This window comes from Tolypothrix bouteillei VB521301 (assembly GCF_000760695.4).
GTDB lineage: Bacteria > Cyanobacteriota > Cyanobacteriia > Cyanobacteriales > Nostocaceae > Scytonema > Scytonema bouteillei_A.
Map to the genome: position 1 here is coordinate 2,028,359 of NZ_JHEG04000001.1, position 21,707 is coordinate 2,050,065.

The window sequence follows — 21,707 nt, forward strand, 5'->3', positions numbered from 1 at the left end:
ATAATTTGGATGGGAGAGTATGCCCATCCACCACAATCTGATTGATTTAAACTATGCAAATTCAGAGCGCGACAGCTTAGTTGTTAAGCTGTCGCGCTCTGAATTTGCGTATTCTCAGACTTTAGAAAAATCAGTCACACTCTCCCCCAATCCTCCTCGCTCAACGCAAGAACATGAAATGTCTCAATGTTATTTTTTGCATCAATTCAATTGTTGTCTTCAAGGCTTTGTTCTCTCCAGTACAGAAAAAATGGCAGGGCGCAAGAAAGCCCAATTCCAAAGGTCAGTCCAATATAAAGAAGTATCCATAGCCGAGAAATGCCCAATCGCTTCAATTCAATCCAGGCAAAACAAAAGAAAGCGCTTGCCGCAATGAGCAAATCGCCCATTAGCTCGATGGTAATATTGTTTGCAAATGCTTTTTGTAGAAATAAGGTTGGAGATAATAGCGCAGATGGATCTTGAAGCAGCCAATACCAAGGCACCATCAAGCCAACAATAGTAAGTAGCAAATACAGTGGTTTCATTAAGTTAAATGAGTTTTTTGTCGAAATATCCATTGACTTCACCATGGTTGCTTACCTCTGAGTCGGTGTGCCTCTATCGTGCCAAAGGGAGATAATAGAAGCAATTACCTGTCAGGTAATCAAAATCATTTTCCTCACGATTCTTCTCATGCAGCAACGTTCAACTGCTTTTCGCGACCACCAGTCCGACTCATTCGGAATGCTCTTAAAACACTGGCGAGAGCAACGCGGGTACAGTCAACTCAAGCTAGCACTCAAAAGTCAAGTCTCTCAACGACATATTAGTTTTCTAGAGTCAGGACGAGCGAAACCCAGTCAAGACATGGTTATTCAATTGGCGACAGTTCTGGAAATTCCAATGAGACAGCAAAATCTTATGCTGACAGCGGCGGGATTTGCCCCCATTTATGCTGAGACCGACCTGTCAGCTCCTGAAATGACCTCAATTCGCCAAGCACTTGATTTTATGCTCCAGCAACAGGAACCTTACCCAGCGCTCGTGGTCGATCGCTACTGGAATTTGCTGCTACCCAACAATGGAGCCACTCGACTTATTAACAGTTTCATCGATCCACATAAATTACAAACCCTCTTCTATAGAGATGGAAAAATTAATTTGATGCGGGTCGTGTTCCATTCCCAAGGTGTGCGTCCGTTTATTGTCAACTGGGAAGACTTTGCAAACCAGGCGCTCCAACGACTGCATCGAGAAGTGAATGCTTATAGCGGGTCTTTGCCAAACTTAGAAGGGGAATCCGAGCCATCTTCTTTATTATTGAACGAACTGATGAGCTATCCGGGTGTTTCGGAGATTTGGCAAACTTCCCATAAAACAGCACAAAATGCCTTGCTGCTCACCCTTCATCTCAAGCGAGAGGATATGGAATTACAGTTTTTTTCGACCATTGCCACGTTAGGGACTCCTTATGACATCACGCTTCAGGAACTGCGGATCGAATGTCTGTTTCCTGCAGATGAAACAACCGAAAGAATCTGGAAGAAAGCGATCGCCTAAGTTGTATAAAACTTGAAGAAATTTAAGATACGGTTTTAAAACTATTAAAATAAAAGACCGATCGAGCCTCCTCCCCATGGAAAAGCACAAGCAAAAACGCAAGCGGGGTGTTGTCCTCAGCCTTGCAGGATTGAAGAAGCTACAAGAAGCTAGGTATCAGGCGGAAATCCAGGAAAATGACGGCGCAAGGTTCACCCTGGAGGAATTAAGCTATCGTACTCAGTTAGCTCCTTTTACAGTTTCTAAGGTGATAGCACGGGAAGAAGGAGTTGATAAGCAAACTCTTGAGTATTTTTTTAGAGCTTTTGGCTTGGTGTTGACCACAAGTGACTATTTAAGAGTTGGGAGTGTTAGAAACGAGTCATGTTTGGTCTCATCAGGCGTTGGGAGTGAAGAAGAAAATCCCCCGATTTCCCATTCCCTCTTCCCCATCGCCCCCGATTCCCAAAAAGAGTCCCAACTTCCCCACTGTGATTGGGGAGAAGTTGTTGATATCTCGATATTTTTTGGGCGCACTAAGGAATTGACTCAGTTAGAACATTGGATCTTGAATGACCGTTGTCGCCTCATTGTTCTACTGGGAATGGGAGGAATTGGCAAATCTTCCCTATCGGTAAAACTAGCAACTCAAATTCAAACACAATTTGAGTTTGTCGCTTGGCGCAGTCTTCGTAATAGCCCGTCTCTTTTAGATTTATTAACGAGTTTGCTAAAGTTTTTTGCCAACGGTAAAGCAATAAACTTATCTCCAAATAGTAGCAATATTTCGCAAGATATTACACAATTATGCATTGCACAACTTATGCAACATTTGCGATCGCATCGCTGCTTGATTGTATTAGATAATGTAGAATCTATATTAGCAAGTCAAGAGCACTCCGGACGTTACCAATCGGGCTATGAGGACTACAAAGAACTTTTCAAACAAGTAGGAGAAATATCCCATCAAAGCTGTGTTGTTCTGACCAGTCGTGAAAAACCTCAAGAAATTACAATTTTAGAAGGTGAAATTTTACCCGTTCGGTCTTTACATTTAACAGGATTAAGTACTAATGCAGCGCTAGAGTTAGTGAGAACCAAAAGTTTTTTCTGCGGCTCGGATGCAGATTGGAAAAACTTAATACAGCATTATTCAGGTAATCCTTTGGCGCTGAAAATTATCGCTACTACCATTCAGGAATTGTTTGACGGTAATATTCAAGAGTTTCAAACTCAAGGCACTACAGTTTTTGGTAGTATCTATGATTTATTGGAGCAGCAATTTTATCGTCTTTCTCCACTAGAGAAAGATTTACTGTACTGGTTAACCATCAATAGGGAACCAGTGACAATAGCAGAGTTGCGTGAAGATTTAGTCTTACCCATATCTTCCATGAAACTTTTGGAAGCATTAGATTCTCTTAGCAGGCGAAATTTAATTGAAAAAAAATCAGATCTACAAACTTCCGTACAATTTACTCTTCAACCTGTGGTGATGGAATATGTTACAAGAAATTTGGTTCAACGCGTATGTAGTGAACTTCTGGAGTGGGGACAAGGGGATAGAGGGGATAAGGGAGACAAGGGAGAATTTTTCTCTGCTTCTTCTTCAGTGTCTAGTTTCTTGTTCCAAAGTCATGCATTGATGAAAGCGACTGCTAAAGATAATATCAGGATTGCTCAAGCTAAGTTGATTCTTCAGCCTATTGTTGAGCAATTGCTGTTAAACCTACGCACCAAGTCAGCAATTGAAAATCTGCTTTCTCAAGTTTTGTATGAACTGCAGAGGTTAGGAAAAGGTAGACAAGAAGACAAAGTAGCCAATTCTCCCTTGTCCCCCTTGTCCCCCTTGTCTTCACTAGAACCGGGGTATGCAGCTGGTAATATTCTTAACTTGCTGTGTCATATACAAAGTGATTTGACTGGTTATAATTTATCTCACCTCACAATTTGGCAGGCATATCTCCAGGAAACTTCTTTAAAACAAGTTAACTTTACTGGTAGCGATTTATCTAAGTCTGTCTTTGCCAAAACTTTCTCTAGCACTGTCTTTACGGTGTTTAGCCCAGATGGCAAAACCCTTGCGACATCTCATACAGAAGGTCAAATTTGTTTGTGGGATGCGGTTACAGGTCAGCAGATCGTTCGCTTTCAAGGGCATACTGGTTCTGCTTGGTGTGTTGCTTTTAGCCCGGATGGCAGCATACTTGCTAGTTGTTCGCAAAACGATAACATTAAATTGTGGGATGTTATGACCGGGCAATGTTTGAGAACTCTGCAAGGTCATGCAGGGGGAGCTTTTGTCATTGTTTTTTCTCCTTGTGGTAGCAGACTCGTTAGCGGAGGTACAGACTCTGATATTCGAGTTTGGAATCTCAATACGGGAGAGTGTACTCAAATTTTACGAGGACATGAAAGCGCAATCTTTTCTCTAGCTTTTAGTCCGGATAACAGCATTCTTGCTAGCGGTAGTGATGATAAAACCATCAAATTATGGGAATTCACTAAAGGGGTGTGTATTAAAAGTCTATCAGGACATACTGAATGTATTCGTTCTGTAACATTTAGTTCTGCAGGGATGCTTGCAAGCGGAGCTTTAGATCCAATTATTAGACTTTGGGATGTGGATCGGGGTTTATGTATTGGAACTTTAGAAGGGCACAATAATGGAGTTCCTAAAGTAATTTTTTTGGATAACGGAAATACTCTTGCCAGCTCTAGTATAGACACAACAATTCGAGTGTGGGATGTTGCTACCAAACGATGCCTCAAAACTTTGCAAGGACATAACAACTCCGTTTATGCGATCGCAATTAACCACCAAGAAACTTTGCTTGCTAGTGGTGGTGACGACTTTTCTGTAAGGCTATGGGATATTACTACTGGAGAATGTATCAGAATATTCCAGGGAATGCACAATTGGATAGCTGATGTGGCTTTTGCTCCTGTAGGTTCTAAAGGGCAGACAAAACAAGAAAAAACCATTGTTAGTGGCGGTTACGATCGCATTATAAGATTGTGGAATTTAGAGGGTGAATACCGCCGTTTTACAGGACACACTGATTTTTTATTTTCCGTAGTCTTTAGCCCTGATGGACGTACCATAGCAAGTGGTAGCGCTGACCGAACCATTCGATTGTGGGATGTCTCGACAGGGCAGTGCCTGAAAGTTTTGCAAGGGCATACAGGTACAGTCACAAGCGCTATCTTTAGTCCTGACGGTCATCTCCTAGCAAGTAGCGGCTATGACCGTACTATTAAACTGTGGGATATAGCAACAGGTCAACCCGTGCAAACTCTACCTGCAGCCGTGACATTATCGCTTTCTTTTAGCCCTGATGGCAAAAAACTGGCTGCAGGTGGTTTTGACAACGCTATAAGAGTTTGGGATTTAGAAACATACCAGTGCAATCAAATCTTTCAAGGACAGAGCAGTTGGGTTTGGTGGGTTGCCATTAGCCCTAATGGAAAGATCCTTGCCACTGGTAGCGCTGATGGAACTGTGAGATTGTGGGATATAACCACAAGTCAATGTCTTCATCTATTACATGCTCATGATAATTGGGTATGGACTATAGCTTTCAACCCCGAGAGCAATATCCTTGCTACTGGTAGTAGCGACGGTACTATCAAACTCTGGGACGTAGTGACAGGTGATTGCATGGCAACTTTAACTGACCATGATGTCTGGGTTATATCTGTTGCTTTCAGCCCTGAGGGTCAGCTTTTAGTAAGTGGAGATGGAAATGCTCAGCTAAAAATTTGGGATGTAGAGACAAAACAGTGCATAAAGACTATGAGAATTGAACGTCTTTATGAATCTACAAATATTTACAAAGTTACCGGTTTAACAGAAGCACAAAAATCAAATTTGCTTGCTTTAGGAGCAGTTGAGGAAAGGTAGAGTGTTGCGAACTGCAAAACGAACGCTGCTATTTCACGATAGAGTCAACTTTCAATGAAGTTCCGATAAAGTCTCTTATATAATAGAGTTTGCGTAAAACTATGCACTAATCTATGGACTTTAAGGAATTGTTGGAATTTACTGATGAAGCTGTCTTCATAAAAGTGGGAAGGCGGTTGAGTGCAGTAGAGATTACCATCCTTAAAGGTTCTTGGGAGAATTTGACCTACGAGCAAATTGCTGGAATTGCTAACTCCTCACTAGTACGGGTAAAACGAGATATTGGTCCTAAACTTTGGCAGTTACTTACTGAAGTACTGGGTAAGAAGGTTAGCAAAAGTAATATGCGCTCTGTTCTTAAACGCCAGTGGAGCAAATCTTTTCAGCCAGACAGAGTGGAGGAAACTTCAGATAATTCCATCCAAAATTATGCTAAAGATTTTCATTCTAATTCTTTCAGCAATGCACTTGCTCCAACATCAAACCCCCCTGTTTCCAAGGAGGAATTCAAGGGGAATGTAGATTGGGGAGAAGCAATTGATGTTTCTGTGTTTTATGGACGCACAGAGGAACTCAATATACTAGAGCAATGGTTGACAAAAGAAGGTTGTCGATTGGTAGGGCTGTTGGGAATGGGAGGTATTGGGAAAACCTCTCTGGCTGCAAAGCTAGCACAACAAGTTCAAGATCGTTTTGAGTATGTTGTTTGGCGCTCGCTCCATAACGCTCCATCACTTTTTGAGCTTTTAGCAAACTTAATTCAATTTTTTTCTCAATCCCAAGTTTTAGAAGTTGATTTGCCAAACAGTCTGGATGGTAGAATTTCTAAACTCATGGATTTTTTACGCAAACATCGTTGTCTGATTGTTCTTGATAATGCTGAGACCATCCTACAAAGTGGTGCGATCGCGGGAAGCTATCGAGAAGGCTATGAGGAATACGGTCAACTGATGAGAAGAATGGGTGAATTAGTTCACGCGAGTTGTGTTGTGGTGACGTCACGGGAAAAACCGAAAGAAGTGGCGTTTCTTGAAGGCAAATCGCTACCGGTTCGCTCACTACAACTGAAGGGTTTAGAGGTGGTAGATGGGCAAAAAATCTTTGAAATTAAAGGGTTATGGGGTTCCGAATCGGAAATACTAGCAGTGGTCGATCGCTATGCTGGTAATGCTTTAGCCTTGAAAATAGTCGCTACAACCATTTTAGATATTTTTAATGGTAATATTTCTAAATTTTTAGAAGAAGATACATCAGTTTACGGTAGCATTCGAGAACTTTTAGATCAACAATTTTCCCGGTTATCAAATTTAGAAAAAAATATAATATATTGGTTGGCAATCGATCGCGAACCAGTGACAATATCAGAGTTACAAGATGATATTATAGCACTGATACTACCCAGAAAATTACTCGAAGCTCTAGAATCTCTGGTCAGGCGATCGCTAGTTGAAAAGAGAGCATCGCTTTTTACATTACAGCCTGTTGTAATGGAGTATATAACTGATAATTTAGTACAACAAATTTGGCAAGAAATTAGTACTCAAAATACTAATTTATTGACAAGTCATGCTTTAATAAAAGCCACAGCTAAAGATTATATTAAAGAGATTCAAACTCGCCTAATTCTTAAACCAGCGATCGATGGTTTGCTAACTGTTTTTAGAAGTCAAGAAAGCCTGAGAAATCAAATTAGAAAAATTTTCTTAAAACTGCGAGAGACCTTACCGCAAGAACAAAATTATATAGCGGGAAATATCTTAAATCTACTTTGTTATTTAAAAACAGATCTGAGTTACTACGATTTTTCATATCTTACTGTTCGGCAAGCCGATCTGCGAAATGTAAATTTGCACAATGTGAATTTTGTGCATGCTAATTTAGAGAGAACGGTATTTGCTGAAAGCTTCAGTGGTATTTTGTCGTTAGTATTTAGCCCCGATCGGAAATTGCTAGCAGTAGGGGATATGAATGGCGAAATTCGCGTATACCAAGTCAGTGATTGGAGACAGTTAAATATCTTAACCGGTCATACGGATTGGGTAACATCAATTGCCTTCAGTCCTGACAGTAGTATTCTTGCCAGTGGGAGTGAAGATCAAACAATCAATCTTTGGAATGTTGCAAACGGACAGCATTTTAATACCTTGCAGGGACACAAAAAAGGAATTTCCTCACTCGTTTTTGCTTCACGACCAAGCCCGAATAATTCAGATAACCAAATAATACTAGCGAGTGGTAGTGATGACAAGACTGTAAAAATATGGGATGTCAGGGATGGTAGGTGCTTAAAAACGCTGCAAGGACATAGTGATATGGTGCGAGCAGTTGTTTTTAGTCCTGACAACCAAATATTAGTAAGTGGTAGCGTAGATACAACACTGAAGTTATGGGATGCAAGGAATGGTAAGTGTTTGAGCACTTTACAGGAAAACAATGAAGGGATTTGGTCAGTTGCTATTAGCCCAGATGGGCACATACTTGCTAGTGCGAGTGGCGGCACAGTTAACGTATGGGATATTCACACTGGGAAATGTCAGATGAAGTTGCAAGGTCATGGCGGTTGGGTGATTTCAGTTGCATTTAGTAAAGATGGGCAAACCCTTGCAAGTGGCAGTTGGGATCGAACAGTAAAATTGTGGAATGTCAGTAACGGTCAATGTCTCAAAACTTTGCAAGGACACAATAATATAATTCGAGCCGTACACTTCAGCCACGATGGTCAAATTCTAGCAAGTGGTAGTGACGATCAATCGCTAAGACTGTGGGATGTTAGCACGGGTCAGTGCTTAAAAACAATGCAGGGGTATAGCAGCAGGATCTGGTCAATTGCTTCGAGCCCTGATGGTCAAATACTGGCAAGTACCAGTCAAAAAATGGTGAAACTGTGGAACATCAATACTGGTCAAAGCTTTAGAAACTTGTTAGGGCATAGTAATGGAGTTCGAGCATTGGCTTTCAGTCCTAACGGTCAAATGCTAGCAAGTGCCAGTGAAGACAAAACCGTCAAGATATGGGATATCAGTACTGGTGAATGTTTGAGAACATTGTACGGACATACGAATTGGGTTTGGTCATTGGCTTTCAGTTATGACGGTCTCACTTTGGCTAGTGGCAGTCACGACTGCACGATAAAGTTATGGAATATTTTTGATGGTAAGTGTTTAAAAACTATACGTGAAGAAAAACATGGAGTTTTGTCAGTAGCTTTTAGTCCAGATGGTCTCACTTTAGCAAGTGGCGGTCACGATCATACAGTCAGGTTATGGAATGTTTTTGATGGTAAGTGCTTGAGAACTTTGCACGAGCATACAGGGTGGGTTTGGTCAATCGCCTTTAGCCCTGACGGGCAAATGTTAAGTAGTGGTAGTGGAGATCACACAGTAAGGCTGTGGAATGTTTTTGATGGTAAGTGCTTGAGAACTTTGCACGGACATACAGGGTGGGTTTGGTCAATCGCCTTCAGCCCTGACGGAAGAATCTTAAGCAGTGGTAGCATGGATCAAACGGTAAAGTTATGGGATATTAAAACAGGTCAATTTCTTAAAACACTAAGGGGACACAATCGGGGAGTTTTGTCAGTCACCTTCAGCCCGAGCGAGTATACTCTGATTAGTAGCAGTGAAGATGAGACATTGAGAATTTGGCAGATCTCAACAGGTCTGTGTGTGAAAATTTTAAGAGATAAAAGACTTTACGAAGGGATGAAAATCGCTAGCGCAACTGGGTTAACAGATGCGACGGTTACCACCTTAAAGACTTTAGGAGCTATAGAGTCTGCATTGGAGCATTTTTCATCTATGTAACAAGTCTTGTTGGTTAAGCCTAAAAATGCGAAAACACGTAGGTTGGGGAGCCACTCACGTGCCCAGAGCAGCGCCGTGCCCAGAGAAGTTGCGGTGAGTCCAGCCCTGAAAGCAGGTTTACGGCACGAGGGAACTGGCGAACCCGTAAGGGCTTGGGGGTTTCCACCTCAGATGTTTCACTTGGGCAAAGACGACAGGTGCTTCAACCGAGGAAACCAGAGCAACGCACTGTCTCCCCAAGACCGCACTGACTCCCCAATAGCAAACTTCGGAGGGTTACCCCCGTTGAGGTGACTGCTCTGGGTTCCCCCCGTTAAGTGACGTGGCGTTTGAGGAACGAAACCCAACTTTACTTTACAGGTATTTGTTGGGTTTTTCCAACGTACAAAAATTCCGATCCGAGCAGTATTGATTCCGAAATTACATTAATCAATTTGTATCTATCAAATAGCTATTAAATTAATTTGTAGAATACATGTCGAACTTCAAAAAATCTGCCGTATTGGTTGCTCTGTTACCATTTATTACCCTTTGGACTCAAGTTGCTAATGCTGAAACCTTAAAGACTAAAAATTTCAACGTCAAAATCACCAGAAATTGCCCGGAAGGATATGTAACTTGCAATAATGTTAGGTACTTTGGCAAGAATTTAAAAACCGGTCAATCGATTAGTCTGACTGGCAAAACTATGCACTCAACTGGTGCAGATGGTGTTACACCAGGACGGTTTCTCGGTTACCAGTTCCGCAATAACAACTATGTTTATCAGGTAACAGCAGACGGCGTTTTGCTAGTTTATCAAGGTAAAAAACTGATACTGAAAGAGCAAGGGGCGTTGACATATTAAAAGACTCTAGTACAGAACGGCGTAAATAAGGCAACCATTAATAACAAGCAAAAAGCTTATGATAAAAGCTTTTACGCCTTCTGCCACGCCACTTGCTGTAGCCTGTGAAACCCGTCCACCGCAGTGGCTCCTCTGCCTGCGTACTTCTGCCTTTTTGTACTAGTTCATTGTTGGTACCCAACCACCATCTACACGTAAGTTTGCACCATTGATGTAATCAGCAAGAGGACTGGCAAGAAAAGTCACAATATGAGCTACGTCTTCAACTTTTCCCAGGGAATTGGTGGGATTGTTCATCAGCCCTCGCAACATATGCTGCTGGATCTGCACTAAGTCTGTACCCCATCCTTGGTTCAAACCAATCTGAAGCATAATGTCATTCAAACGAGGTGTAACAATTGAACCAGGGCTAACGGCATTCACTGCAATCCCTGTTCCAGTCAACTCTTGTGCCAAACTCACTGTTAAGTTGAGGTTGGCAGCTTTGGTTGCTGAATAGTCAGCCACAGACGTTGGTTTTGTTGCTACACTACTGGCGATGTTAATAATACGTCCCCAACCCAATTCTTGCATTTGCGGCAACAGTAACAGGGTTGTGCGTACCATAGAAACAACATTGATATTGTAAAGCTCCAACCATTGGTTGGGGGTGGAGTTCATCCAGCCTCGCATTGAATAAGTACCAGCATTGTTAACCAGAATATCTACAGCACCAAGAACTGATAAAACCTTATGTACTACTTGCTCTGCTCCTCCATCAGTCGCTAAGTCACCAATAGCAACAAACGCTTTTCCACCATCTACTGCAATCTCTCGAACAACGCGACTCGCTTCTTTTTCATTCCGACCATGCACCACTACCGTCACCCCTTCTTTTGCTAGTGCTTTAGCAATACCTTCACCAATTCCAGAGCTACTACCAGTGACAAGAGCGCGTTTTCCTTTTAGTTGCAAGTCCATACTCTCTGCTTCTTATCGATCGAAGATTATTAGTGCTTTTGTGTGGCGGGTTTTTAACCCGCCACGAATACAGGACGGTTGTACCGCAGGAAGTTTTAGTTAGACATTCCTAATGCTGCCACAGGTTCATTTAAGGAAGGAGCAGGAGCAGGACCTAAGGCAACATCACCCCACCGCATGACAGTTGCAGTGGCATTTGCTGCTGCACCAAAAGAATAAACCAGAACCAAATCATTTTCATGAATCTTACCCTCTTGGGCAGCATGGTAGAGATTCGCAAGGGGAAGTACAGGTCCGATGTTCCCATATTTGGGGTAGAGATCGATAGTGCGTTTTGGCTCAATATCGAGTACGCGAGCACCAAATTTTGCAAACCAGGCAGTTGGCGTGTTAAAAATAAAGAAATCAATTTCATCGAGTGTCACATTAGCAGCAGCAGCAGCACCCTCGGTGCAAGTGAGAACAAAATCAGCCGCCGTGTTGCTAATAACTCGATTTGCTCCTTTGCCAGACCTCATAAATAATCGCAACTTGCCCTGATGATCCTCTGCCAATTCAGTGTAAAATGCGCTACAAGTCTCTGCAGAATGAACAATTTTACTACCAAGGATTCCTTGATTGGCTTTGACCGCACTGACGACAAAGGCTCCAGCACCATCACCCGCTATCCACGAGATGGTATCTCTTTCATCAAGAAGACGAGAATAGGCACAGGAAGTAATCACCAGGATATTGCGATAGTCTCCAGACCGCACTAATGTACTGGCGGTTTCTAGTGCAACTATAGCACTTGAACACATGGAATTAAGATTCCAACTCGCACAGCGCAAACCGAGTTCATTGACGAGGAAAGCAGCATTGCCAGCTACGACTTCTTCAGTCCCAAAAGAAGTGACGATCGCAAGATCGATGTCTTCTAACAAAAAATTTCCTGCCTGAAGGGCGTCTCGTGCTGCACGACACTCAAGGGTTAATGACGATTCATCTGAACTGAGTATGCGTCGTTCTACAGCACCACGAAATGGGTCTGATACGTAAGGCATCATCTCCTGGTCAAACGCATTGCCGGGAGTAGAACCAGCAAGAGAAAAGAGCCTTCCCAAGCTTTTTTGTTCGGACTGAGCAACTAGATCTGGGTATTTCTTACGGTAGTAATCGTTTGTACATACGGTATTTGGAAAACTTAATGCTAGAGAGCGAATGCCTACTGAAGAGCCTTTCATATTAACCTCCTTAAGAATTTGTAGTGGTTTGTGAGATCAAACTGTCAATTCGACCTTTTATTGGTACGGGTTCGGTTGGATCGATAACTACATCAACTACGAAAGGAACAGGAGATGCGATCGCTTTCTCCAAAGCTTGTTGAATCTCGGATTCTTTTTGAACACGGATACCATCGGCTCCCATAGCGCAAGCAACCTTAACAAAATCTACTTGCGGAATGTCTGTATCCATATCCTTCAATCCCTCAAATGCCACGCCCTGACGGCACATGTTGTAACATCCATCATTGAGAATAATCCAAACAGCAGGAATTTCATATCTCACAGCCGTACTAATCTCACTATTCATGAGCATGGCACCATCCCCAACAATAGCAACAGCTTTTTTATTGCTTGCTAGTGCAGCACCAACAACGCCCGTGACGAAATGACCCATAGAACCAAAACTCGTACTTGCTCGGTAACGACCTGATTCGGTAAATTGCAGTACATGATTTCCCCAAGCCAGTGAATTACCTGCTTCTGTCATCACTATTGCATTACTCTTCTCAACGATCGTCGCTTGAATTGCATCCATAAGTACTTTAGGACGCACCAAATTTTTCGCAGGTGTATTCACGCTTTTTGGTTCAGCTTGAGACAAAGCAATGGCTGACTCATCTTGATTGTCTGGGAAATACTTTAATAAAGCTTTGACAAACACTCTGATATCAGACTGAATAGCAAATGTCTCAACATAGGGATATGCAGTTCCAGGAACTTCCGGATCAATATCAACGTGTAAAAAACCTCGGTCGGGAACCATAGAAGGATGCCAAAATGAAGTCAGTTCACCAAGGCGCGTTCCAAGTACTAGCGTCCTCAAAGGACAAGACTCTTGCATATACTTCAAAACCGACTCATGTCCGCCGAAGCCCGTAACCCCCACAAATTGAGAATGGTTTTCTGGAAAAATACCCTTGCCACGCGGCGAACACATAACAGCCGCCCCTGTCCTCTCAGCCAGCTGGCGAATTTCTGAAGCTGCTTCTCTCGCACCAAAGCCAACCCAGATGGCAAACGATCCTTCCGACAACAACCCCGCACATTTTGCAATAGCGTCCTCCGTCGTGCTGGGGGGAGCAAGAGAAAGAGCCACTTGTGACAGTGATGTCTTCAATGAACTAACTTGAATATTTCTGGGGATACTCAAGTGTGCAACAAAGCCACCAGGTTGGGCTAAACCTTTTGCAAGCCTGCAATAAATCTCTGGAAGTTCATCATCAGATTCGACGGTAGTCGCATAATGAAACAGAGATTCTGAGGTAAAAATCCCCGTGGTAGGCATTGTATAAGCACTGGTTTCTTGGCAAGCCCACCGTCCGCGCTGAGATGTTGAGGTGGAAGCCGATACGAAAATGACCTTTGCACCCTCCCAACGAGCTGCAAATAAACCTGTTATTGCATTGGTAATGCCAGGACCGGTTGTAGCAAACACCACTATTGGAGAACCACTAGCAAAGTATGCTTCAGTTGCTGCAAAAGCTGCTCCTGCTTCATGACGAAAATGTAGCACCCGAATAGAACTATGTTGCAAGGCATGCCACAAAGGGACAATTGCTCCCCCTGATACACCAAATGCATATTTCACTCCTATTTCTTCTAACATCTTGACTATTACGGATGCAACTGAAATAGGTACAACGTGCGATTGTAAATTTGATTGGCTATTCGTAACAAGTGAGGGAGTTAAAGCAACACTCATAAATTCATTCCTTATTTGACTCTTGATTGTTTGATGGCATTTTCATTAATTAGAAAACGAAGTCGTTATTCAAAAGTCACATTCATTAATTTCGCCTTGTTTGCTAACTTTTATTGATTTCTCGATCTTCAGAATAGCCTACTACCAATTAATACGGTAATTAAGTATTTTTTGCAAAAAATAAAAAATGATGAACTATTTGTAGATATTCATTCTCATGCTTGCAGTTTTTTGCGATAATCCAGTGTGGAGCGTTGCACTTTTCGCCAAGCATGGGGGGTAGTACCATGACAATCGCGGAACTGAGAGTAAAAATGATTGATATTTTGATAACCGACTTGTACAGCAATTTGATTGACGGATTCATCAGTTTTCAAAAGCAAGGAGCATGCTTCTGTTATCCGTCGCAAGATAATCCAATCATTAACCGTTTTTCCTGTCAGCCGTCGCACTAAGTTAGTTAAGTAAGCAGAAGAGTAACCAACGGCTTGAGCAACTTCTTTTAGGCTAATAGGTTTGCGATAATTCAATTCAATGAATTCAAAAACCTCATAAAGACGGGGAATAGACGGGAATAGAGAAGAGATATTATTAAATTTTTGATTCTCTTCAAGAGCTAACAATTTATTTTCTTCTAGATGAACGCGAACAAAATCATTGTTCCTTTCAACTACTGTAAAGCCTGCTGCTTCCAAGTATTTCGTTAAAAAAAACTTGGTTTCGGGAGATTCATTCACTATGAAAATTTCAATCATTCTCTTTTTGACTCTTTAATAAAGTTCTTGATTGATAAGTATGTGTGACTTCAAGAGCACTAATAGATAACTAACATGAATTCAAAAAACTGATTGTTCTTTTGCAAAGTGTAATGTCTAGTCTATGTATAGATACTTCAAATAGATCGTCTCTAAGAAGAAACGAGTTTTTTGGCATTACCGTGCTAACGCTGTAGCGAACTCAATGCAAGTTCTGCATTTGAGTATTCTTCTAGCAAGAATTTATTTTACTATCGAAAAAAGAGAAAATACTGGAGGGAGAGCTACGTTTCTAGGTTCAGAATTCTGGCTCAGAAGAACTCTTGTTTCATACCATACCCGTTTCTCCTATTACATCAAGTTGATTTAATTCTCATTCTTTACTTTTTATATAGTTGCCAACAGAATTAACCTATGCACTTGATGTAAAAGGTTTTGTTCAGCTATAAAGTTACCCATATAGGTACTTGTATTTTTAATTGTTGTCATTAGACGTCTCTAAAAACAATGTAAAGACCAAGCATGGCTAGTCTTTACAGGGATTCTAGAAGATATAAATTAATTCCTAGAGATGTCTTATCGGTCGATCGCCAAACTCTCCATGTGGTTTCACGCTCGGAACAAAACCTAGCGTGTTTAATCGCGCTCGTAACCTATTTCTTCCAAGGTAGCTTCGTACCCATCTCAGTCATCGCAGAAAATACTAGGTAGAGAATAACCGCACTCGCACTCATTAGAAATATAACAACTTCTTTATCCATGTTTGTTTGTCCTAAGAAAATATACTACTCATCTTTAGAGTACTAATATCGTGATTTTCATGCAATATCGCCATCAATTAATAGGTCGTTGCTGTCAACAGATATCACTTGTCTGTGGAAGATGGAAGACAAGGGTGAGAGCCTGATGTATGACCGTATCTTCGGGAGCATCTCGAATTTGCCAATTGCCCTCAGAATAGCATTCTGGGGCTACATAAACAAAGTCCACCTGCGTGGACTTAATAAGAAGTCCTACAGGCGGTGAGTCTAGTCCTACAGGCGCTGAGACCATTGCTGCAGGCGGGTTTCCCGCGCCCTGGTAACTGGCGTATAGCCCTACAGGCATAGCTTCGCATCGCGTAGCGTCTCCGTCAGGAGATACCCGGAGGGACTTAGCCTGTATAGCCGCGATTTCAATCGCAAACGTGTTTTTTCCAAATTGAAATGCTCCCCGTATCTTCAGTATCAGGAGTCGAATTTCAACGACTGGTTACTGTTAAAGCATGGAGATTAAATCCTGCTTAAATAAAGGATGAATAGAAGTTGCTGTTAAAAATTTACGGTTTGTCAGCTGCAAAGTGACATCCTGAATGCCAAAAGTTTCTTGAAGATGCGATCGCAATTGTGCGAGTAAGCCATTACTTTCTTCAAAAGTCATACAATCTACAGTGATGTGAGCGCAAAGCATAACTTGTTCCCTGCTAATTCTCCAAACACGGAGTTGTTCAACATTCACCACTTGAGGAAAAGATTTTAAAGAAGCTTCTACCTCAATGGGGTCGGTAGATGGTGGTGCATATTCCAGAAGAATCAAAAGACTTTCTTGAAGGAGTGGTAAGGCACTCAGACCTGTAAAACCTGCAACAAATAGGCTGATAACTGCATCTGCCCACAACCAATTCCAAAGATGAATCGCTACAGCCGCAAGAATCACACCTAAGGAACTAGCTGTATCCGCGATGACGTGAAGCAAAGCCCCTCGAAGATTTAAGTCATTATGAGAATGAGGATGAAGCAAAGTAATGTTCAGCAAATTGACGATTAAACCGATTGTTGCCACTACCAACATGGGTAAGCCTGAAATCCCTTCTGGGCTGCGAAGGTGATGAATAGCTTCCCAACAGATAAAAAGAGCAATGACAAGCAAACTCAAACCATTTGCCAAAGCTGCTAAAATTTCAATTCGGCGATGACCAAAAGTAGCGCGATCGCCTCCTGGTTTCTGTGCCAACCAACTCGCAAGTAACGATATTCCTAAAGCTGCTACATCAGAGAGAATGTGTTCTGCATCTGCCTGTAAAGATAAACTACCACTCCACAAACCCACGCTCCACTCGGTTACAAAAAATCCAACAAGCAAACAGACAATAATTGACAAAAGTTTAGTTTTATGCGTGTCTGTCGTTACTGTATCTTTGCACGCGCATTCACACTTCTGAACTGAGAGCATAACTTACGAACTTATATGTCAATATATTTCTAACATGGCAACACCCACTTTAGTAGTGAATGAAACCACCCTTTGAAAGTTCCGTACTGGTTCCACCAGCCACTCATATCGCATACGGTTGAACATTTGGGAGCGAAAGAACTGCGCGAGCGTGTAAAATTTGCCTGGTACTAGCAATAAGTCGAACATGATACAATCGCGAATCCCAAGGAACAGTCCTAGAGCTAAGGCTGTCCTATGCTAGAGATGGGCAATATCGTTGTGGGTGAGGTTGTGTTTTTTAGCGTTGTTATTCCGACTTACAATCGCAAGCCAATTTTAGAAAAGTGCCTGCGAGCTATGGAAAATCAGAAACTGATAAACGATCGCTTAGATGGTTATGAAGTTGTTTTGGTAGATGATGGCTCGACAGACGGTACGCTGGAGTGGTTGGACACATACAAAAGCGAGTTTCCCCACGTGCGAACATTTCGTCAAGCTCATAAAGGTCCAGCTGCTGCTCGAAATTTGGGTGTTGAGAAGGCTTTAGGCGATACAATCGTTTTTATTGACAGCGATCTCGTTGTAAAAGAGAATTTTTTGCAAGCCCATGCCGATGCACTCACCCAAGGAAAAGAGAAATTGGGGAGCGATTGCATATTCACTTATGGGGAAGTCATCAATACTTGTAACTTTGACAATCCCACATCCGAACCCTACAAAATTACAGATTTTTCTGCTGCTTTCTTTGCTACAGGAAATGTAGCGATCGCAAAACATTGGCTGGAAGAAGCAGGGCTTTTTGACACCAGCTTTCAACTTTATGGATGGGAAGATTTAGAATTAGGCGTTCGCCTAAAGAAACTAGGTTTAAAACTTATTAAATGTCCGGAGGCAGTTGGTTTTCACTGGCATCCTCCCTTTAGTTTAGAACAAATTCCCCGCTTAATAGACAAAGAAATTCAACGCGGACGTATGGGCGTTTTATTTTATCAAAAGCATCCCACTTGGGAAGTACGAATGATGATTCAAATGACTTGGCTGCATCGCGTGCTCTGGGGAATTCTTTCCCTCAATGGATTTCTTAACGAACGGACAATGGCTCCATTTCTACAGTGGTTGATCCAACTTGGCAAGCCACAGTTAGCATTAGAAATCGCCCGGATTTTTTTAAACTGGTATAACGTTAAAGGCGTGTATGAAGCATATGGACAGGGGCTAGGGAGCAGGGAATAGGGAGTAGGGAATTTTGTACTTTACTTTCGTATTTTCTCTCTACTCACCATTGCCCATTCGCCATTCCCCATTCGCCAAAATGTGCTAACCTTGTATGGTTCACCAATCTCGCACATCCAAGGGTTCGGGTGTTTCCTGATGTTGGGAAATCCACTTGGATGGAGGTTTAACCCGAATAGGAGTTAAAGAATATGCCAGTTGTTTCATTGGCTCAGATGATGGAGTCAGGGGTTCACTTTGGGCACCAAACCCGTAGGTGGAATCCAAAAATGTCTCCTTATATATATACATCCCGCAACGGAGTCCATATCATCGACTTGGTACAAACAGCCCAGTTGATGGAAGAAGCGTATACTTATATGCGAGGGCAAGCTGAGGCGGGTAAAAAGTTCTTGTTCGTTGGAACAAAGCGTCAAGCAGCAGGGATTATTGCTCAAGAAGCGGCTCGTTGTGGTGCTCACTACATCAACCAGCGTTGGTTGGGAGGAATGCTCACCAACTGGACGACCATCAAAACTCGCGTAGATCGTTTGAAAGACTTGGAACGCCGGGAAGAAAATGGTGCTCTCGATCTGCTACCAAAGAAAGAAGCGGCAATGCTACGTCGGGAAATGGCAAAGCTTCAGAAGTATCTGGGTGGTATTAAAACCATGCGGAAAGTTCCCGATGTAGTCGTGATCGTAGATCAGCGCCGAGAGTATAACGCAGTTCAGGAATGCCAGAAACTCAGCATTCCCATTGTGTCCATGTTAGATACAAACTGCGATCCGGATGTTGTAGATATTCCAATTCCGGCAAATGATGATGCTATTCGGTCAATTAAATTGATCGTGGGCAAACTAGCAGATGCCATATACGAAGGTCGTCACGGTCAATTGGATGTAGAAGAAGAATACGAAGATTACGAAGGCGCTGAAGAAGACTTCGACTACGAAGAAAGCGAAACAGATTATTCTGACGCTTTCCCAGAAGACGAAGACGAAGAATAATAGATCTTAAATGCTAATGGCTAATGGCTAATAGCTAATGGTGAGACCAGTGGTGTAGGTGGGTTTCCCCTGCAAGCAACTGGCGTATAGCCCTTACGAGCGTAGCTTCGCAATGCGAGGCGTGTTGCGCCAGCGACGAGAGCGTCTCCGTAAGAAGATCAAAGCTAATAGTTAATGGTAAAAACCAATTAGCAATTAGCAATTAGCAATTAGCAATTAGCAATTAGCAATTAGCAATTAGCAATTAGCTCTTAACCATTAAGTAGGAATTGAGGCAACATGGCGGAAATATCTGCAAAAATCGTCCAAGAGCTACGCCAGAAAACTGGTGCTGGTATGATGGACTGTAAAAAAGCACTGCAACAAACTGATGGTGATGTAGAAAAAGCTATCGAGTGGCTGCGCCAAAAAGGTATTGCAAAAGCCGAGAAGGGAGCAGGACGGATTGCAGCAGAAGGTCTAGTGGACAATTATATTCAACCGGGTGGAAGTGTTGGCGTAGTTATAGAAGTTAACTGCCAAACTGATTTTGTTGCCCGTAATGATGCTTTCAAAGCCCTTGTTCAGAACTTGGCAAAACAAGCGGCGAATGCTGACAGTGTTGAGTCCTTATTGACTCAACCTTATATAGAAGATCAAAGCGTCAAGGTTGAAGATTATCTCAAGCAAACTATTGCCCAGTTAGGTGAAAACATTCAGGTTCGCCGATTCACCAAATTTGACCTTGCAGAAGGGACACAAGGAGTTATAGACAGTTACATTCACACGGGCGGTCGCGTCGGTGTGTTGGTTGAACTGAACAGCCAAGCTGAAGCAGGGGCTGGAAACGAGCATCTCCAAACTCTAGCACGCAATGTTGCCATGCAAATAGCAGCTTGCCCTAACGTTGAATATGTCAACGTCGATGAAATTCCTGCTAATGTTGTTCAAAAGGAAAAAGACATCGAAATGGGGCGTGATGACTTGGGTAACAAGCCACAGAACATTAAGGAAAAGATTGTTCAGGGACGAATTGAAAAACGCCTCAAAGAAATGACTTTGCTGGATCAACCTTACATTCGCGATCAAAGTATCACTGTTGAGGAATTGATCAAGCAAAGTGCAAAACAAGTAGGCGGAAGCGTCCAAGTCCGTCGCTTTACTCGCTATGTACTGGGTGAGGGGATCGAGAAGCAAGAAAGCAATTTTGCTGAAGAAGTGGCTGCTCAAATGGGTACTAAGTAAAATTACTTTGTTTACCTAAAAGATGACCATTAGGCGTAAGGAAGCCACCCTCGCAAGCGTCTTTATGCGTGTTGAGAGGAGTTGTATTGGGCAGTACTAACTGTTTGATGTAGGTGGGCAGTGCCCACCTACTAAAAATATTTATTGATATATTAAACTAGCGTCCTTAAACAAATTTATCCTACAATAATTAAGTGCATTTGTACCATATTCGGTTCAGATGGGCGGTAAACTAAAGATATGGCAAGAGCTATTGAACGAATAGAACGGGATATTCAGGCATTAGAAGAGGCGATTCGGGCGATCGCTAAAGAACTTCACAATGCTTACGCCAACTATTTAACGACTTTGGGAAAAACTGTACAGCAACAGTTAAATCAAGCAACTTACCACCTATGTACCCAAGGGTACCCTGAAAGTTTCTTGAGTTTGTCCTTAAATCAGCGCCAGCAATTGCAACAATCAGTCCGGAAGTTCGGTCAGCAAACAGCCGAACAGTTGCAAGCTTTAATGAAAAGCGAGCAGCAGGAAGCCAGTCTAGAACAGAAGAATGAGGAAGAACGGGAAGATGAGGACAATGAGCCAGATGAGGACGATGAGAAACAAGGGGAAAATAAGAAAGATGGGGAAGATGGTACAAAAGAGGAAGTGACGAGTGTTGAAGCAAGCAAACAAGAAAGCGACAAAGGAGAAAATTCCTCATTGTTTGTCTCGCCCCCCTTGTCCCCTCGCTCGGCTGTATCCGCCTTCCTTTCCTTGTCGTCGCGATCGCCAGTACCCCTACCTCCATTTCCCAACTCCGCGAATCCCATCGAAATACTCAAATGGCAGCATGGCTTGGAAAGAGCAATGCAAGATAAGCTGAAATTGGTTTCACGTGATGCCAATCTTCTGTTACAGAGATGCGGGATACTGCCTAAAAAATTACCGGAACCGATTTTGGAAGCAGCAGCAGCTGCTGCTTCTGAAGCTGCTACTGAAGTAATGCCAGGACCACCTAACTTACTCAGCTTAGTCATTGAAGTTGATGGCGAACAGCAGTCAGAAGAACCCAATTTGACACAGATTATGGCTCTTAACCTGCGACTTGGAGAAATTGAGTTTAATGACGTAACCCTGTCATCCTGTCGCAAGCAGATCCGAAGTATTCTCGTTCAACTAAATAAGCTAGCACAAGAGTACCAAAAGAAACAGCGAGAACGCTCAATTGCTGAAGCAGAAGCAGCATGGCGTGCTATTTGGTCTGATGAATTTTAGATTTTGGATTTTCGATTTTAGATTCAATCCAAAATCCCAAATCCAAAATCCTAA

17 protein-coding genes are annotated in these 21,707 nt (G+C 42.4%); 9 read left to right on the forward strand and 8 right to left on the reverse strand.

The genetic code is table 11. From position 1 onward, the window contains the following. Positions 1-206: 206 nt before the first annotated feature. Entirely contained in the window at positions 207-572 is a 366-nt protein-coding gene (locus HC643_RS08155) for a DUF2834 domain-containing protein (protein ID WP_050046285.1), read from the reverse strand. 103 nt (positions 573-675) lie between these two features. On the opposite strand from HC643_RS08155, the gene HC643_RS08160 reads away from it, so the two are divergent. The 5 genes from HC643_RS08160 to HC643_RS08180 all read left to right on the forward strand — a co-directional run bounded on the left by HC643_RS08160 (position 676) and on the right by HC643_RS08180 (position 10,075). Next, complete coding sequence (locus tag HC643_RS08160) at positions 676-1,542, forward strand: helix-turn-helix domain-containing protein (RefSeq protein WP_038084147.1); 867 nt, start codon at positions 676-678, stop codon at positions 1,540-1,542. A gap of 76 nt (positions 1,543-1,618) precedes the next feature. Beyond that, complete coding sequence (locus tag HC643_RS08165) at positions 1,619-5,425, forward strand: WD40 repeat domain-containing protein (protein ID WP_038084145.1); 3,807 nt, start codon at positions 1,619-1,621, stop codon at positions 5,423-5,425. A gap of 113 nt (positions 5,426-5,538) precedes the next feature. After that, complete coding sequence (locus HC643_RS08170; RefSeq protein ID WP_050046284.1) at positions 5,539-9,228, forward strand: WD40 domain-containing protein; 3,690 nt, start codon at positions 5,539-5,541, stop codon at positions 9,226-9,228. A 75-nt stretch (positions 9,229-9,303) separates the two neighbouring features. After that, complete coding sequence (locus HC643_RS08175; protein ID WP_050046283.1) at positions 9,304-9,522, forward strand: hypothetical protein; 219 nt, start codon at positions 9,304-9,306, stop codon at positions 9,520-9,522. Positions 9,523-9,703: 181 nt separating this feature from the next. After that, complete coding sequence (locus HC643_RS08180; protein ID WP_050046282.1) at positions 9,704-10,075, forward strand: hypothetical protein; 372 nt, start codon at positions 9,704-9,706, stop codon at positions 10,073-10,075. Between the two features lie 159 nt (positions 10,076-10,234). Here HC643_RS08180 and HC643_RS08185 read toward each other — a convergent pair whose 3' ends face one another. The 6 genes from HC643_RS08185 to HC643_RS08210 all read right to left on the reverse strand — a co-directional run bounded on the left by HC643_RS08185 (position 10,235) and on the right by HC643_RS08210 (position 16,896). Next, positions 10,235-11,035, reverse strand: a complete 801-nt coding sequence (locus tag HC643_RS08185) for an SDR family NAD(P)-dependent oxidoreductase (RefSeq protein ID WP_038084140.1) — start codon at positions 11,033-11,035, stop codon at positions 10,235-10,237. 95 nt (positions 11,036-11,130) lie between these two features. Beyond that, positions 11,131-12,258: a 3-oxoacyl-ACP synthase III family protein gene (locus tag HC643_RS08190; protein ID WP_038084136.1), complete on the reverse strand. Its 1,128-nt coding sequence runs from the start codon at positions 12,256-12,258 to the stop codon at positions 11,131-11,133. 10 nt (positions 12,259-12,268) lie between these two features. Continuing rightward, on the reverse strand, positions 12,269-14,002 hold the full coding sequence (locus HC643_RS08195; RefSeq protein WP_038084134.1) for a ScyA-related TPP-binding enzyme: 1,734 nt from the start codon (positions 14,000-14,002) through the stop codon (positions 12,269-12,271). Between the two features lie 215 nt (positions 14,003-14,217). Continuing rightward, positions 14,218-14,757 (reverse strand): helix-turn-helix domain-containing protein, encoded by a 540-nt coding sequence (locus HC643_RS08200; RefSeq protein ID WP_038084132.1) that lies wholly within the window; start codon positions 14,755-14,757, stop codon positions 14,218-14,220. 855 nt (positions 14,758-15,612) lie between these two features. Continuing rightward, on the reverse strand, positions 15,613-15,864 hold the full coding sequence (locus tag HC643_RS08205; RefSeq protein WP_038084129.1) for a hypothetical protein: 252 nt from the start codon (positions 15,862-15,864) through the stop codon (positions 15,613-15,615). A gap of 150 nt (positions 15,865-16,014) precedes the next feature. Then, positions 16,015-16,896 carry a cation diffusion facilitator family transporter gene (locus HC643_RS08210; RefSeq protein WP_237265856.1) on the reverse strand — a complete coding sequence of 294 codons (882 nt, stop codon included), beginning with the start codon at positions 16,894-16,896 and terminating at the stop codon, positions 16,015-16,017. A 318-nt stretch (positions 16,897-17,214) separates the two neighbouring features. On the opposite strand from HC643_RS08210, the gene HC643_RS08215 reads away from it, so the two are divergent. Next, positions 17,215-18,183 carry a glycosyltransferase family 2 protein gene (locus HC643_RS08215; protein ID WP_038084208.1) on the forward strand — a complete coding sequence of 323 codons (969 nt, stop codon included), beginning with the start codon at positions 17,215-17,217 and terminating at the stop codon, positions 18,181-18,183. A gap of 99 nt (positions 18,184-18,282) precedes the next feature. Here the strand turns inward: HC643_RS08215 and HC643_RS08220 are convergent, their stop codons facing one another. Further along, on the reverse strand, positions 18,283-18,450 hold the full coding sequence (locus HC643_RS08220) for a hypothetical protein (RefSeq protein WP_167844575.1): 168 nt from the start codon (positions 18,448-18,450) through the stop codon (positions 18,283-18,285). On the opposite strand from HC643_RS08220, the gene rpsB reads away from it, so the two are divergent. From rpsB to HC643_RS08235, 3 genes are all read left to right on the forward strand, one after another. Next, the gene (rpsB, locus tag HC643_RS08225) at positions 18,375-19,172 is read left to right on the forward strand and encodes a 30S ribosomal protein S2 (protein WP_038084125.1); all 798 of its coding nucleotides are present in this window, start codon (positions 18,375-18,377) and stop codon (positions 19,170-19,172) included. The genes HC643_RS08220 and rpsB overlap by 76 nt on opposite strands. Positions 19,173-19,451: 279 nt before the next feature. Further along, positions 19,452-20,396: a translation elongation factor Ts gene (gene tsf, locus HC643_RS08230; RefSeq protein WP_038084123.1), complete on the forward strand. Its 945-nt coding sequence runs from the start codon at positions 19,452-19,454 to the stop codon at positions 20,394-20,396. Between the two features lie 240 nt (positions 20,397-20,636). Continuing rightward, positions 20,637-21,653 (forward strand): hypothetical protein, encoded by a 1,017-nt coding sequence (locus HC643_RS08235; protein WP_038084121.1) that lies wholly within the window; start codon positions 20,637-20,639, stop codon positions 21,651-21,653. The last annotated feature ends 54 nt before the right edge of the window (positions 21,654-21,707 follow it).

What these genes read in the sequence shown, in the direction of transcription:
- HC643_RS08205 (WP_038084129.1), bottom strand. Translation starts at nt 15,864, where the DNA reads ATGCCTGTAGGGCTATACGCCAGTTACCAGGGCGCGGGAAACCCGCCT.
- tsf (WP_038084123.1), top strand. Translation starts at nt 19,452, where the DNA reads ATGGCGGAAATATCTGCAAAAATCGTCCAAGAGCTACGCCAGAAAACT.
- HC643_RS08235 (WP_038084121.1), top strand. Translation starts at nt 20,637, where the DNA reads ATGGCAAGAGCTATTGAACGAATAGAACGGGATATTCAGGCATTAGAA.
- HC643_RS08190 (WP_038084136.1), bottom strand. Translation starts at nt 12,258, where the DNA reads ATGAAAGGCTCTTCAGTAGGCATTCGCTCTCTAGCATTAAGTTTTCCA.
- rpsB (WP_038084125.1), top strand. Translation starts at nt 18,375, where the DNA reads ATGCCAGTTGTTTCATTGGCTCAGATGATGGAGTCAGGGGTTCACTTT.
- HC643_RS08165 (WP_038084145.1), top strand. Translation starts at nt 1,619, where the DNA reads ATGGAAAAGCACAAGCAAAAACGCAAGCGGGGTGTTGTCCTCAGCCTT.
- HC643_RS08160 (WP_038084147.1), top strand. Translation starts at nt 676, where the DNA reads ATGCAGCAACGTTCAACTGCTTTTCGCGACCACCAGTCCGACTCATTC.
- HC643_RS08195 (WP_038084134.1), bottom strand. Translation starts at nt 14,002, where the DNA reads ATGAGTGTTGCTTTAACTCCCTCACTTGTTACGAATAGCCAATCAAAT.
- HC643_RS08155 (WP_050046285.1), bottom strand. Translation starts at nt 572, where the DNA reads ATGGTGAAGTCAATGGATATTTCGACAAAAAACTCATTTAACTTAATG.
- HC643_RS08180 (WP_050046282.1), top strand. Translation starts at nt 9,704, where the DNA reads ATGTCGAACTTCAAAAAATCTGCCGTATTGGTTGCTCTGTTACCATTT.
- HC643_RS08215 (WP_038084208.1), top strand. Translation starts at nt 17,215, where the DNA reads ATGGGCAATATCGTTGTGGGTGAGGTTGTGTTTTTTAGCGTTGTTATT.
- HC643_RS08170 (WP_050046284.1), top strand. Translation starts at nt 5,539, where the DNA reads ATGGACTTTAAGGAATTGTTGGAATTTACTGATGAAGCTGTCTTCATA.
- HC643_RS08200 (WP_038084132.1), bottom strand. Translation starts at nt 14,757, where the DNA reads ATGATTGAAATTTTCATAGTGAATGAATCTCCCGAAACCAAGTTTTTT.
- HC643_RS08185 (WP_038084140.1), bottom strand. Translation starts at nt 11,035, where the DNA reads ATGGACTTGCAACTAAAAGGAAAACGCGCTCTTGTCACTGGTAGTAGC.